This window comes from Pseudomonas flavescens (assembly GCF_013408425.1).
Taxonomy (GTDB): Bacteria; Pseudomonadota; Gammaproteobacteria; order Pseudomonadales; family Pseudomonadaceae; genus Aquipseudomonas; species Aquipseudomonas fulva_A.
This window is the reverse complement of sequence record NZ_JACBYV010000001.1, coordinates 5,909,564-5,923,173: the sequence shown is the minus strand read 5'-3', so window position 1 is coordinate 5,923,173 and position 13,610 is coordinate 5,909,564. Positions and strand designations below refer to the sequence as shown.

15 protein-coding genes are annotated in these 13,610 nt (G+C 63.4%); 3 read left to right on the top strand and 12 right to left on the bottom strand.

Features of this window, described 5'->3' with window-relative positions; all coding sequences use genetic code 11:
• Positions 1-85: 85 nt before the first annotated feature.
• Positions 86-496 (top strand): GFA family protein, encoded by a 411-nt coding sequence (locus FHR27_RS26475; protein WP_042554964.1) that lies wholly within the window; start codon positions 86-88, stop codon positions 494-496.
• Positions 497-523: 27 nt separating this feature from the next.
• On the opposite strand, the gene FHR27_RS26470 is transcribed toward FHR27_RS26475, so the two are convergent.
• Positions 524-1,435: a LysR family transcriptional regulator gene (locus FHR27_RS26470; protein ID WP_042554963.1), complete on the bottom strand. Its 912-nt coding sequence runs from the start codon at positions 1,433-1,435 to the stop codon at positions 524-526.
• Positions 1,436-1,656: 221 nt separating this feature from the next.
• Between FHR27_RS26470 and FHR27_RS26465 the strand changes: the two genes are divergently transcribed.
• Positions 1,657-2,451, top strand: a complete 795-nt coding sequence (locus tag FHR27_RS26465; protein ID WP_179539984.1) for a pirin family protein — start codon at positions 1,657-1,659, stop codon at positions 2,449-2,451.
• Between the two features lie 101 nt (positions 2,452-2,552).
• On the opposite strand, the gene FHR27_RS26460 is transcribed toward FHR27_RS26465, so the two are convergent.
• The 7 genes from FHR27_RS26460 to FHR27_RS26430 form a co-directional block, all read right to left on the bottom strand.
• The gene (locus tag FHR27_RS26460; RefSeq protein WP_179539983.1) at positions 2,553-2,990 is read right to left on the bottom strand and encodes an SRPBCC family protein; all 438 of its coding nucleotides are present in this window, start codon (positions 2,988-2,990) and stop codon (positions 2,553-2,555) included.
• A gap of 36 nt (positions 2,991-3,026) precedes the next feature.
• Positions 3,027-3,692, bottom strand: coding sequence for an SDR family oxidoreductase (locus FHR27_RS26455; protein WP_179539982.1), 666 nt, complete (start codon positions 3,690-3,692; stop codon positions 3,027-3,029).
• 61 nt (positions 3,693-3,753) lie between these two features.
• Entirely contained in the window at positions 3,754-4,140 is a 387-nt protein-coding gene (locus FHR27_RS26450) for a nuclear transport factor 2 family protein (protein ID WP_042554959.1), read from the bottom strand.
• A gap of 63 nt (positions 4,141-4,203) precedes the next feature.
• Entirely contained in the window at positions 4,204-4,947 is a 744-nt protein-coding gene (locus FHR27_RS26445; protein WP_179539981.1) for an SDR family oxidoreductase, read from the bottom strand.
• 71 nt (positions 4,948-5,018) lie between these two features.
• Positions 5,019-6,122: an alkene reductase gene (locus FHR27_RS26440; RefSeq protein ID WP_179539980.1), complete on the bottom strand. Its 1,104-nt coding sequence runs from the start codon at positions 6,120-6,122 to the stop codon at positions 5,019-5,021.
• A gap of 56 nt (positions 6,123-6,178) precedes the next feature.
• The gene (locus tag FHR27_RS26435) at positions 6,179-6,760 is read right to left on the bottom strand and encodes a TetR/AcrR family transcriptional regulator (RefSeq protein WP_179539979.1); all 582 of its coding nucleotides are present in this window, start codon (positions 6,758-6,760) and stop codon (positions 6,179-6,181) included.
• Between the two features lie 91 nt (positions 6,761-6,851).
• The gene (locus FHR27_RS26430) at positions 6,852-7,706 is read right to left on the bottom strand and encodes a LysR family transcriptional regulator (RefSeq protein WP_179539978.1); all 855 of its coding nucleotides are present in this window, start codon (positions 7,704-7,706) and stop codon (positions 6,852-6,854) included.
• Positions 7,707-7,804: 98 nt separating this feature from the next.
• On the opposite strand from FHR27_RS26430, the gene FHR27_RS26425 reads away from it, so the two are divergent.
• Positions 7,805-8,770 (top strand): DMT family transporter, encoded by a 966-nt coding sequence (locus FHR27_RS26425; RefSeq protein WP_179539977.1) that lies wholly within the window; start codon positions 7,805-7,807, stop codon positions 8,768-8,770.
• Here the strand turns inward: FHR27_RS26425 and FHR27_RS26420 are convergent.
• The 4 genes from FHR27_RS26420 to FHR27_RS26405 all read right to left on the bottom strand — a co-directional run bounded on the left by FHR27_RS26420 (position 8,748) and on the right by FHR27_RS26405 (position 13,540).
• Positions 8,748-10,943 (bottom strand): xanthine dehydrogenase family protein molybdopterin-binding subunit, encoded by a 2,196-nt coding sequence (locus FHR27_RS26420; RefSeq protein ID WP_179539976.1) that lies wholly within the window; start codon positions 10,941-10,943, stop codon positions 8,748-8,750. The two genes, FHR27_RS26425 and FHR27_RS26420, sit on opposite strands and share 23 nt — an antisense overlap.
• The gene (locus FHR27_RS26415; protein WP_179539975.1) at positions 10,940-11,929 is read right to left on the bottom strand and encodes an FAD binding domain-containing protein; all 990 of its coding nucleotides are present in this window, start codon (positions 11,927-11,929) and stop codon (positions 10,940-10,942) included. The genes FHR27_RS26420 and FHR27_RS26415 overlap by 4 nt, the downstream gene beginning before the upstream one ends.
• Positions 11,926-12,435: a (2Fe-2S)-binding protein gene (locus tag FHR27_RS26410; protein ID WP_042554951.1), complete on the bottom strand. Its 510-nt coding sequence runs from the start codon at positions 12,433-12,435 to the stop codon at positions 11,926-11,928. Before FHR27_RS26410 ends, FHR27_RS26415 begins: the two co-directional genes overlap by 4 nt.
• A 325-nt stretch (positions 12,436-12,760) precedes the next feature.
• Complete coding sequence (locus tag FHR27_RS26405; protein ID WP_042554950.1) at positions 12,761-13,540, bottom strand: class I SAM-dependent methyltransferase; 780 nt, start codon at positions 13,538-13,540, stop codon at positions 12,761-12,763.
• Between the last annotated feature and the right edge of the window lie 70 nt (positions 13,541-13,610).

Below are 13,610 nucleotides of genomic sequence, written 5' to 3'. Positions count from 1 at the left end.
CCTCGATCTGCGCCTGGCTGCTACCGTCTAGATAACGTTGAGCGTTTGCGAGCGGCAGCCGGTGTTTATATCGAAGGAGGTGCGTATGGATCGATTCACCGGTGGCTGCCTGTGCGGCCAGGTACGCTTGGAGGCTCGTGGCCGTCCGTACCGGGTCGGCCTCTGCCATTGCCTCGACTGCCGCAAGCATCACGGCGCACTGTTCTACGCGGCCGCAATATTTCCTGAAGAGGCCGTGACCATCAGCGGCGAAACCGCGGATTATGCCGGGCGCTTCTTCTGCCCCCGCTGTGGCTCATCGGTATTCGCCCGGAGCGCCGACGAAATCGACGTGCACCTGGGCGCACTCGATGCCCCGGACCAATTGCTGCCGAGCTACGAAAGCTGGACGACCCGGCGCGAATCCTGGCTCCCTCCCTTCCCTTTCAAGAGCCACTACCAGCACGACCGCGAGGCCTCGGGCCGCATGGAGGACCAGCTGACTGGGGAAAACTAGCCGTTCAGCACATCGGAGCCTGGCCACTCAAGCGCCGAGGTACCTCTTCTCGGTCTCTTCGAGCAGGTAGGCGACCGCCTCGTCGGCGAACACGCTGACAGCGTGCGGGATTTGTCGCTTGCTGGGGTAAACGATGAACATGTCGTTGCCCTGCTGCCTGCGGTCAGGCAGTACCTCGACGAGTTCTCCCAGCTTCAGGCTCGTGTAGAGGATGGGCCGAGGCAGGAAACATATGCCCAGCCCGGCAACGGCGGCCTTCAACTGAGCCTGTGCCGTGTTCGCGCAAAAGCGCCCGCTCACCTGGATCGGGATGTCCCCCTGTGGCCCGGGAAAGTGCCATGCCGTTTGCCCCGAACGGTTGGATGGATGGATGCAGGAATGTTGCGCCAACGCATGAATATCATCGGGTATGCCGTGTTTCTGCAGGTACCCGGGGCTGGCAGCAAGCATGCGGCTGTCCGTGAGGATTTTTCGTGCGACGAAACTGGAGTCCGGCAATGCTCCAGCCCTGAATGCCAGATCGATACCCTCAGCGATCAGGTCGACCCGATTGTCGCTGAGCAGAAAATCCAGCTGGACCCGCGGGTATCGCTCGAGAAAACGGGCGATGAACGCCATCTGGAACAGGTCGAAAAAATCTGCCGTGACGGCAACCCGTATCTGCCCTGCCGGTTCCTGACTGCCATCGGTGAAGCGTCGACTGACCTCCAGCAAATCAGCAACCTGCGCGACGCTTTGCTCGAAGAGCGAACGACCTGCATCGGTGAGCGCCAGCTTGCGTGTGGAGCGGTGCAACAGACGCACTCCCAGGGTTTCTTCCAGCTGTTTGACACGCCGGCTCAGGGTGTTGGATGGAACCCCCATACGCCGCGCTGCCCCCGCGAAGCTTCCCGCCTCGACGACCTGAATGAATAGGGCGACATCGTTCAGATCGAACACGGGATTACTCCATAAATGGCTTGGTTAAAATCAATTGTAGGCTCTAATCATACCAATCAAGAACCCATATGATCCTTCCACGCCATCAGTCGTCGCCCCCCATACAGGCAGCGGGGCCATGCATTCAGAGGATCACCATGAACAGTTCAGCGCTTTCCCACAGCACAGCGACACGCCAGATAAGCCATCGCACTCGAGGCCATGGACCGATCGTGCGCCTGATGAGCCCCTCCGACCTTGGCCATGTCATCAAGCCCTTCGTTTTTCTCGACTTGTTCGAGGCGGACAGCTCGTTCGTCGGCCAGATGCCGATGCACCCCCACTCGGGAATCGCCACCGTCACCGTAATCACCGAAGGAAATCTGCACTTCGACGACCCTGATGCCGGCAAGGGGGAAATTGCCTACGGTGGCGTCGAATGGATGCGTGCGGGTGGCGGCGTCTGGCATGGCAAAGAAATGAGTGCCGGCACATCCAAACGCGTTCAGGGCTTCCAGCTGTGGGTGGCACTGCCCCCTCACCTGGAAAACGCAGCCGTCGACAGCCAATACCTGGAAGCTGCCGCCATGCCCCAGGCAGGGCCGGCACGGGTAATTCTTGGCAGCTACGAAGGCGTGCGCAGCCCTGTTCGCGCACCTGAAAACATCACTTACCTGCTGGTGACCATCGCCAAGGGCGAAACCTGGGAATACAGGCCACAGGCGCAGCACGAGTCCCTGTGGCTGAGCGTCAGCCGTGGCAGGCTGACCTCGCCCGAGCGGGTCGACGCAGGCGAGATGGTGGTATTCGAGGCGGGTAACGAGGCCATACGGCTGACGGCCGGCGAGGAAGATGCCGTGTTCGTGATCGGCTCCGCCGCACCGCATCCCTACCCACTGCAACTCGGCCATTACTCGGTGCATACCAATGCAGACGCGCTAGTTGCCGGAGAAACCAGGATCGCCGAACTTGGCCGCCAATTGCGTGAACAGAAAAAGGCTCAGGGGCCGTCAGGCCCGATGCCCATTTTCAGATAACGACAAGCTAACCGGGCGGTCGACCATCAGGTCAACCACCCGGTACCGCAGCATGATTGCCATGGCGACATCGGTCGCCAACCGGGCTCCGCAGCCGACGGTCATTTTTGCAGGAAAGCCGCCAGGCTGTTATGGCCGCCGATGATCAACTCGTTGATCACACCTTCGAAATGGGCGGTGGTACCCGCTTCGCGCACATCGAAGGTCGCCTTCCACTCGACCACGCATCGGGAACCGTCATCTGCGCCGAGCACCCTTACCTGTGCGCGATAATTATCGAGAGGCAGAGGCGACTCTTCGAACTGGTAGGAAAGACTCATGTCGGTTTCATCCATCGACAGCAGTCGCTCACGCAATATCGCCCCGTCCGTGAGAACGAGCCGGCGGATCGCACCGACGGCGCGCTCCGACCTGCCATCCTCCATTTCGCTTCGGGCGATCGCCGGATGCCAGGTGGCGATACCACCGAACTGCCTCAGCACCTGCCAGGTTTGCTGCGCACTGCCGTTCAGAACGGCGCTGTATTCAACGGATGCCATGCATCGCTCTCCCAAACCGCTCCGCGGTCCATGCCATCACGACGCCCGTACCGGAATTAGCTGACTGACAGCCACGGGAATGGCGGTGGGCCCCTGCGTGAGTTCGATGATCTGCCGCGTCAGCTCGGGCTTGTCGATCAGTGCCGCGAGAAACTCGGCCACATCGTCGCGCGCAATCTCGCCATAGGGGATGGCCAGACCGGCATGAACGTTACCGCTACCCGGCTCGTCGAGCAGCGTGCCTGGCCTGACGACGACCCAATCCAGTTCGGAAGACGCCAGGTGCACGTCGGCGCTTTTCTTTACCTTCATGTAGTTCTCGAAACCTTCGGAGGTTTCTTCGCCGCGCATCGCTTCCGGGAACGCAGACACCAACAGAAAGCGCCGCACGCCTGCCAACCGGGCTGCAGCCACGCTGGTTTCCAGCCCCTTGCCATCGATCGCGTTGGTTAACGCCATACCGGCGCCACCAGCGCCAGCGGTGAACACCACGACGTCGCTGCCCGTCATCATCGCGGCCAGAGACGAGGCTTGCAGTTCGGTGAGGTTTGCATGAACCGCCGTTGCGCCAAGCGCCTCGAGTTCCTGCGCCTGCTCGGCCTTGCGATGCAGCGCGACGACATCATGACCGACAGTACCGAGGATCTTTACCAGACGCTTGCCCACCTTACCGGCCGCACCGACGATAAATACTCTGGACATGGGATTCTCCTGAAATGAGAGGGAGCGCCGCTGCTTCAGCGGCGCGGATACCAGTAGCGGATCAACCTTCGAACTGGTGGTAGACCTTGGCGATGACCTTCCAGTTGCCGTCGACCTTGAGCAGCGTCAGGTAGTCGTTGTAGTCGGCACCGATAGCGTCCTTCTCCATGTCGACCCGCACGACAGCCGTCGTTGGAGTGATTGCCAGCACGTCCAGGCGGGTGGTGATGTCCGGTGCATCGCCATTGGTTTCGACGAACCGATACAGATTGCTGATCGGGCCGCCGAGCAGTTGACCGTTGGTGAAGCCGTACATCACCGCATCCGGGTGGAACGCCTGCTCGATGGTCGCCACGCTCCCGGCGCGCAGGCCTTCGACGTATTTGCTGGCCGTCTCGATGACGGCGTTGTAATCGCGAGTGGCGACTGCCTTGATGTTGTTGCTCATGAATGAGTGCTCCTGTGGTTGAGTGTGCTGTTCGATGGGTGAATCGCGGGGTTGCCGGGGCGATCACCAATCCTGGCGGGTTGGCGAGATGATCAAATCGTTCACGGTGACGTTGGCCGGCTGATCGAGTGCGTAAAGCACCGCACGGCTGATGTCTTCGGGCGCGATGGCGATTTCATTGAGCGCCCTGGCAGCCTTGCGGCCTTCAGGGTCGTTGACCTTGTCTGCCCAGCCGGTGTTGATAACGCCCGGGCTGATGGTGCTGGCACGGATGCCGTGGTGGACGCCCAGCTCCTTGCGCATCGATTCCGTCATGGCCTGCACGAAAAACTTCGTGGCGCTGTAAACACCGGCAGCGGCGCCCACCTGGTGCCCGGCAACCGAATCCATGTTGAGAATCTGGCCGGACTTGCGCTCGATCATCAGAGGCAGCACCGCGGCAATGGTGTTGAGATAGCCCTTGATGTTCACGTCGATCATGGCGTTCCAATCCTCGACAGCGACGTCGAGCCAATTGGAGAACAGCATCAAGCCGGCGTTGTTGACCAAGATATCCACCGAGCCGTAGGTCTCTACGGCAAATTGCGCGAGGCGCTTGGTGTCTTCGAGACTCGTCACATCGGTCACGCAACTCACCGCGGCATGGCCCGAGGCACGAAGCTCGCTGACCAGGGCTGTCAGCCCCTCGTCGTCCAGGGCAGCGGCGACGACATTGGCGCCCCGCGCCGCGAGTGCCCTGGCCGTCGCTGCGCCGATGCCGGATGAGGCGCCGGTGACGATCGCTGTTTTATTGCTGAGATGATTCATATCCACCTTTACCGTTCAACGGTGATGCTGGCTGAGAGAGAAAGCGATGACGGGCCAAGCGAGGGCTCGGCTCAGTAGTTGCCGAGGGGCCAATCGGTGTAGCCCTTGGCGCCGCCGCCGTAATAGGACTCACGCGGCGCGATGGTCAGCTCGGCGCCGACGCGCAAGCGCTGCACCAGGTCGGGGTTCGAGATGAACAGACGACCAAAGGCCACTGCATCGATCTTCCCCTGGCCGCGGCGCTCGATGGCCATGTCCAGGTCGTAGTTGTTGTTGCCGATGAAGGGGCCATCGAACAGGCCGCTCAAGGCATCCATGTCCACGCCCGGCGGAACCTCGCGGGAGGTGGCCGTCGCGCCTTCGACGACGTGCAGATAGGCCAGACTCAGGTGGTTGAGTTGCTCGATGAGATAGCCATGCAGCGCCATGACGTTGCTGTCGGGCGGCGTATTGCCGGCATCAGGAGTCACCGGCGACAAGCGGATGCCGACCCGATCACTGCCCCAGATCTCGATGACGGCACGAGTGACTTCCAGGGTGAGGCGCGCGCGGTTCTCGATCGAGCCACCGTATCGGTCGGTACGCTGGTTGGTGGAATCCCGCAGAAACTGGTCGAGCAGGTAGCTGTTGGCGGAGTGGACCTCGACGCCATCGAAGCCTGCCCGCTTGGCGTTTGCAGCGGCGAGCCTGTACTGATCGATGATTCCGGAAATTTCATCGGTCTCCAGCGCCCGCGGCATCGATACGGGGACAAAGCCTGCCGTCGTATAGGTGTTGCCTTCGGCCCCGATCGCCGACGGTGCTACCGGCGCCTGCCCACCGGGCTGCAGCTCGACACTGGAAAAGCGCCCGACGTGCCAGAGCTGGCTGACGATCTTGCCTCCTGCCGCATGCACCGCATCCGTGACCTTGCGCCAGCCCGCCACCTGCTCATCGCTCCAGATGCCGGGTGTGGCGGCATAACCTCGGCCCTGGGCAGAGATGTTGGTGGCCTCGGCCACGATCAATCCAGCGGTGGCACGCTGCGCGTAGTAGGTGGCATGCAGTTCGCCGGGTACACCGTCCTCGTCGTAGCGGCTGCGCGTTACCGGCGCCATGACGATACGGTTCGCCAGTTCGATGGAGCCCATTCGGGTGGGCGAGAAAAGATCGGTAAGTGCGCTGTTGTCAGTCATCTGAATCATCCAAAAGTAGACCGGTCGTCTAGTTACCGGGTAAAAAAAAGCGCATGCTAACGAAGCAGGCGCTTGGTCATGCTCATGGCGGTGTCGAAAGACTCGGTGGACTTGTTCACCTTCACCAGGAGACTGGCCCCCAGCCAGAGTTGATAGAGCGATTCAGCGAAGTCTCTGCTATTTCCATCCGCATCGACGCTGCCATCGGCGACGCCCATATCGACACAGGCGGTGATGCGCTGAATGATCTTCGCCGTCCCTCTTTCGAGAACGCCACGCATGTCTTCGGACAGGTCACAGACCTCTGCGCCCAGTTTCACGACCAGGCACTTGCCCTCGGGAAGCTCGGTGCCCTGAGTCTCCGTCCAGTAGTTGAAGTAGGCCAGTAGACGCTCGGCGCCGCTACCCGGCCGCGCCATGAGCGCATCGACACGCCCCAGGTATTCGGAGAAGTACTCCTCCAGCAACGCCTGGCCGAACTCTTCCTTCGACTTGAAGTAGTAGTAGAACGACCCCTTGGGCACGCCAGCGGTACTCAATACCTCTGCCAGGCCCACGGCGGTATAGCCTTTATGGGTCATCAGCGACTTGGCCACATCGATGATGTGCTGTCGCATGTCTTGAGCTGGTTTTTTCATATGCCGCGCATGATAGAAAAAAATAGACCGGTCGTCTACAAGTCGCTACACGCGAAACCCTGGGTGAAGGCATTCGCTGCAGGCACCCTGCTCACAGCCGGAAATGCTGATGAATGGCCTGGGCAAGCAGCTCGATCGCCTCGTTGTCGCGCGCCCTGGATGAGCGCAGGAACACCACCTGGTGCTCAGTGGCCTGGGGCAGTTCCTCGACGATGCGCATGGCGCTGCTCATTTTCGCGCGATCCATCAGGGTAATTGCCAGCCCCGACTCGACGCAGGCCCTGATGGCCTGGCTGGACGGGCTTTCCAGCACCACCCGCCAGGTGTGACCGGCCACTTTCAGCGACTCCAGCATCAGGCTGCGGTACGGGCAGTCGGCGGCGTGAATGGCCAGTGGGATGATGCCTTTTCCGGGCTGCGGATGGGACGCCGCCGCGACCCATACCGGCGTGGTGGCGACCAGCGCCTGGGCCCTGGGCTCGCGCTGCTGCAGCGGCAGGTTAAGCACCGCAGCATGCAGCTTGCCGGCCTGCACCTGGTCACGCAGCGTGTAGCTGGAGGCGGTCTTCACCTCCAGCACCACGTTGGGCCAGGCCGCCGCGAAGACCGGCAGGATGTCGCGGATCACATGGGCGGCGTACTCGTCGGGTATTCCCAGTCGAATGCGCCCGACCAGCCGCGGGCCGTGCAGCTCGGCGAGCACCCGGTCGTGGGTGCTGAGCAGTTCGCTGGTCGAGCGCAACAGCCGTTTGCCCAGCACGGTCAACGCCACCGACTGATTGTCGCGGTCGAACAACCGCCCCCCGGCGACCGCTTCCAGGCGCTGGATATGCACGCTGATCGCCGCCGGACTCTTGTGCAGTTGCTCGGCGGCGGCCTTGAAGCGGCCGCTGCGCGCCACCGTGTGGAAGGTGCGGATCAGTTCGATGTCGAGTATGGCGCTCATAATTCAAAAAATCCGAACGATTGATTCAATACATTTTGATTTATTAGATTATCCCGCTTTCGTAGCCTGGACCTACACCCTTCGTCCGGTCATCTGCCATGTCCTCTGCACCCACCGCTCGCCTCTGGCCCGTCGCCATTCCGCTGCTGGTACTCGAAGCGGCGCTGGTGGTGATCTGGAGCTCGGGCTTTATCGGCGCCCGCTTCTCCCTCGATCATGCACCCGCCATGCTGGTAGTGTTCTGGCGCAGCCTGCTGTTCGCGCTGCTGCTGGCGCCCTGGGCGTTACCGCGTCTGCGCCACGCCTCGCCTGCCACCCTGCTGCGCCACGCCGGCATCGGTTTGCTGGCGATGGGCGGTTACCTGGCCGGTGTGGTTCAGGGCATCGCCCTGGGCGTGCCTGCCGGGCTCGCCGCTCTATTGGCCGACCTGCTGCCCATGGGGGTCGCCCTGCTCAGCGTGCTGGTGTTCCGACAACATCTGGGTTGGCGCACCCGGCTCGGCCTGATCATCGGTCTGACGGGCGTGGTGCTGGTCACCTCGGATGCGCTGGCTTGGGGCGATGCGCAGTTGTGGGTCTATGGTTTGCCACTGCTGGGCATGCTCTCGCTGGCGATCGCCACTCTGTGGCAGAAACGCACCAAGGCCACATCGTCGCTCGACCTGCTCGGCAACCTGTGGCTGCAGTGCTGCATCTGTTGCGTGCCGTTTGCGCTGCTGGCCGCAATGGACGGCAGCCTGATGCCGCTGCCCTCCACTGGTTTCGCCCTGAGCGTGCTGTGGACGAGCATTTCCACCACCGGCGGCTACGGCTTGTACTGGCTGTGCCTGAAGCGCTCGACGCCAACCCGGGTGGCCAGCGTGCTGTACCTGAGCCCGGCAGTGACCCTGGTGTGGGCCTGGGCGATGTTCGGTGAGCCGCTGTCCTGGCTGATGGGCCTGGGCACGGTGATTTCTGGAGTGGGTATCTGGCTGGTGGTGCGTAGCGAACCGGGACAACGCGATGACGGGCCTGCCGCGGCGGACCCGTCATCTGCGTCGCTCAAAGCAGCTTGTCGAGGGTGATCGGCAACTGGCGGATACGCTTGCCGGTGGCGTGATAGACCGCATTGGCCACTGCCGCAGCGACGCCGACGATACCGATTTCACCAACGCCCTTGGAGCCCAGCGGGTTGACGATCGGGTCGTCCTCGTCGACGAAGATCACCTCGATATCACCAATGTCCGCATGCACCGGCAGGTGATAATCGGCCAGGTTGTGGTTCATGCAGCGACCCAGCTCGTGATCGATCATCGCCTCCTCGTGCAGGGCCATGCCGATACCCCAGACCACACCACCGAGAATCTGGCTGCGCGCGGTCTTGGCATTGATCACCCGGCCAGCGGCAATCGCGCTGACCACCCGGGTAACCCGCACGGTGCCCAAGGCCTCATCCACCTGCACCTCGACGAACACCGCCGAGTGGGTGGCGCTGGCATAGCGCTCGCGCAGTTTGCCGGGCTGTGCCTGCACCTCAGCTTCGAGGCTGCCGTGGCGAGCCAGCAGCGTGTCGAGATCTACCGACCGCTCGGTATCCTCGCCCTGCTGCACGCGACCGCCGGCGAAACGCAATGCGCTGGCATCGCTGAAGGGCGCCCCGGGCAGTTGCCGGGCAGCATCGCAGAGCTGTTCAGCCAGCGCCAGACAGGCTTCGCGCACCGCACTGCCGACCGAAGATACGGTGAAGGAGCCGCCCTGCAACGGCGCCTTGGGCAGGCTCGAGTCGCCAAGTCGGAACTCGACACGGGCGGGATCCATACCGAGGGTGTCGGCGGCGATCTGAGTCATGACCGTGGCAGTGCCAGGGCCGATGTCGCAGGTCGCGCTGGCGACGATCAGACGACCATCGGCGGTCAGCGTGGCGCGGGCACTGGCCGGCATCTGCATAGCCTCCCACACCCCGGTGGCCATGCCGTAGCCGATCAGTTGATCACCCACGCGCATGCTGCGCGGTTGCGGGCTGCGCTTGCTCCAGCCGAAAGCGTCGGCGCCCTGTTGGTAGCAGGCTCGCAGCTCCTTGCTGGAGTATGGCTTGCCTTCGTTCTGGTTGGTTTCCGCGTAGTTGGTCAGGCGCAGTTGCACGGGGTCGACGCCAGCCGCCCAGGCCAGTTCGTCCATGGCCGATTCCAGGGCGAACAGCCCTGTCGCGGCGCCAGGCGCGCGCATGTCCAGCGGGGTGTAAACGTCCAGTGGCGCCAAACGATAGGCCAGGCGCAGATGGTCGCAGTGGTAGAGCATGCCCGACCACTCGGCGACGTGTTCGGTGAAGTCTTCGAAGCGCGAGGTCTGGCCGATCACTTCGTGCACCAGCCCCTGCAGCCTGCCGTCGGCGGCTGCGCCCAGTTGCAGCCGCTGCACGGTACGGGGGCGATAGCCGAAGGTGAACATCTGCTGGCGGGTGAGCGTGACACGTACCGATTGCTGCAAGGTCAAGGCCGCCATGGCCGCCAGTGGCAACTGATACTGCGGGCGCAGCCCCGAACCGAACGCGCCGCCAACGAAGGACGACAGAATACGCACCCGCGCAGGGTCGAGCTTGAGCACGCTGGCCAGGTACTGCTGACTGTTCTGCGGCCCCTGGGTCTTGTCGTGCACCAGCAAGCTACCGTCGGCCTGGAAGATCACCGTCGAGGCATGGGGCTCCATGGGGTGGTGATACTCGTTGGGTAGCTCGTATTCGAGCTCCAGGCGCAGCGGTGCACCCGCGATGATCGCATCGGCGTCGCCACGACGCTCCGGCAGTTCGGCCGGCGCTGCATGGGCACTGTCGAGCACCTGCAGAAGGTCCGTGGCATGAGGCTGCTGCTGGTACTCGATGCGCACCAGCGAAGCGGCATGGCGAGCGAGCTCCAGACTGTCGGCGACCACCAGTGCCACGGGCTGGCCGCTGTAGCGCACGCGCGCGTTGAACAGCGGACGAAAGGGCGAGCCGTCGGCCGCGTCGTCGTCTTCATAGCTCTCATCGTCCTGCGCCATTGGCGGACGACTTTCATGGCTGAGCACCCGTTTGACCCCAGGCAGAGCCTCGGCTGCCGAGGCATCGATGCGGGTGATGCGGCCGCGTGCGATCACGCTGCAGATCACGCTGCCGTGCAGCAGATCATCGGCGGGATATTCAGCCGCATAACGGGCCTGGCCACTGACCTTCAGCGGGCCGTCGACACGGTCGAGGGGTTTGCCGAGCGTAGGCGCGTTCATGGGCGGTCTCCTTCTGCGGCGGTGGTCAGGGCGCGAACGATGGCGCGGCGCGCCAGCTCCACCTTGAAGCCGTTGTGGATCAGCGGCTGAGCATCGCGGAGAAGCAACTCCGCGGCCGCCTCGAAGTGCTCGTTGCTGGCGGTCAGGCCGACCAGGCTGTCCTCCACCTCGATGCGCCGCCAGGGTTTGTGCGCAACCCCGCCCAGGGCCAGGCGCGCCTGGCGGATCTGCCCATCGGCATCGAACTTCAGCGCCGCCGCCACCGATACCAGGGCGAAGGCGAACGAGGCCCGATCACGCAACTTGAGGTAGGCGTGATGGGAGGCGAAACCCTCGGCCGGCAACTCGATGGCCAGGATCAGCTCACCCGCCTCCAGCACGGTATCCTGCTGTGGGGTATCGCCCGGCAGGCGATGGAACTCGGCGAAGGGCACGCGGCGCTCGCCGCCGGGGCCGATGATTACCACCTGAGCGTCGAGCGCGGCGAGCGCCACGCAGAAGTCCGAGGGGTGTACCGCCACGCAGTGCTCACTGGCACCGAATAGCGCGTGGTAGCGGTTGAGGCCCACGCGCGCCGGGCAACCACTGCCGGGCTCGCGCTTGTTGCACGGCACCTGGCTGTCGTAGAAGTAATGGCAGCGGGTACGCTGCAGCAGGTTGCCGCCGGCACTGGCCATGTTGCGCAACTGCGGCGAGGCACCGGACAACAGCGCCTGGCTGAGCAGCGGATAGCGACCCTCCACCTCCGGGTGCCAGGCCAGATCGGCATTGCTGACCAGCGCTCCGATGCGCAGGCCACCATCGGCAGTGGGCTCCACGTCGCGCAGGGGCAAGGCATTGATGTCGATCAGCCGCTTGGGCCGCACCAGGTTTTCCTTCATCAGGTCGACGATGTTGGTGCCACCGGCGATGAACAGGCTGTCCGGCCCGGCCAGGCGCACGGCTTCGTCGATGCCCTGGGGTTTGCTGTAGGCGAAAGGCGTCATGGGCGCACCGCCTTTTCACAGGCCGGCAAGGCTTCTTCGATGGCCGCGACGATGTTGCTGTAGGCACCGCAGCGGCACAGGTTGCCGCTCATCCGCTCGCGAATGTCAGCGGCATCGTCGATGCGCCCTTCAGCCGCCAGACCGACCGCCGAACAGATCTGTCCGGGCGTGCAGTAGCCGCACTGGAAGGCATCGTGTTTGACGAAAGCGCGCTGCATCGGATGCAGCTCGCCGTTCTGCGCCAGCCCTTCGATGGTCGTCAGCTCGTGGCCGTCGAGCATCACCGCCAGGGTCAGACAGGCGTTGACCCTGCGGCCGTCGAGCAGCACCGTGCAGGCACCGCACTGACCGTGATCACAGCCCTTCTTGGTGCCGATCAGGTCGAGTTCTTCACGCAGCAGATCGAGGGCGGTGATCCACGGATACACCTCGATGTTGAGGGGGCTGCCGTTCAACGACAGGGAAATCGCACGGCGTTGTGAGCCGTCAGTGATGGTCTCGCTCATGGGGCTACCTCGGTTCGCTCGGATGTCTGGTGCATCCGTTCAGAATCTGAGGTAGGTGCCAGTAAAAACGTTCAGGTTGGATCGAGACCGCAGAGCGGTTCGCTCAAGAACCTGTTCACGATCTTTCTAGGCGACAGTAGAGAGACTGCTACAAGGCGTTAGCGGTCATCGGCGCAGTATCTGTGGGAGCGGGCGGGGACGCCCAGTCCATGCCCGCGATTTTTCGCGCGCGTGGCGCGCTCCCACAATGGATCGGCGAACGGCTGCTTTCGCCCCACTTTGCAGCTAAAGCGCTGAAGTCGAGCCGAAAGATCGTGAACAGGTTCTAAGGCGTGAGTTTCTTCAGCGGGTAAATGTCGTAACGGCTGGACTTACCCTCCAGTGCATAACCTGGTTTCGCCCCCTCGATGATCGGCGCCTTGCGTGGGCGTTTGACCACCACGCGGTGGCTGGCGAGTTCGAGGGCCGCTTCCAGCAACGCCGGAGCATCCGGATCGTCTCCAACGAAAGGCCTGAACAGGCGCATCTCCTTCTTCACCAGTGCGCTCTTGTCGCGATGGGGAAACATCGGGTCTAGGTAGATCACCTGAGGCGCTTGCTCTTGCCAGTCGGCCATGATGGAAATGGCGTTGCCCTGCAGCAGACGCATGCGCGCGACGATGGCCGCCACCTCGGCATCGGCGGCAGCCCGCAGCAGGCCGTCCTCGAGCAGCGCGCCGATCAGCGGCTGGCGCTCGATCAGGCTGACGGTGCAACCGAGGCTGGCGAGCACGAAGGCATCGCGTCCGAGACCAGCGGTGGCATCCAGCATCCGGGGCCGGATGCCCGGCTGGATGCCCACGGCCTTGGCGATCATCTGCCCGGCACCACCCCCGAACTGACGCCGGTGCGCGACCGCGCCCTCGACGAAATCCACCCGCACCGGCCCCGGCGCCTGAGGGCCAAGTTCGACCAGTTGCAAGCCGGCTTCGCCCAGCTGCAGCGCGAACTCGGCCTCCCCCTCCACCGGCAACCCGAGGCGCTGCGCCCACTGTTGCGCTGCTTCATGCAGGTGCGGGGCGAGGGCCTCCATGCGGATACGCGCGGCGGGCTGTCTTTCACTCATTGCGGATCGTCCATCGATAACGGTAAAGGGCTCAATGTGGGCCTTGATCGGCCGATAGCCTGTCTATGCG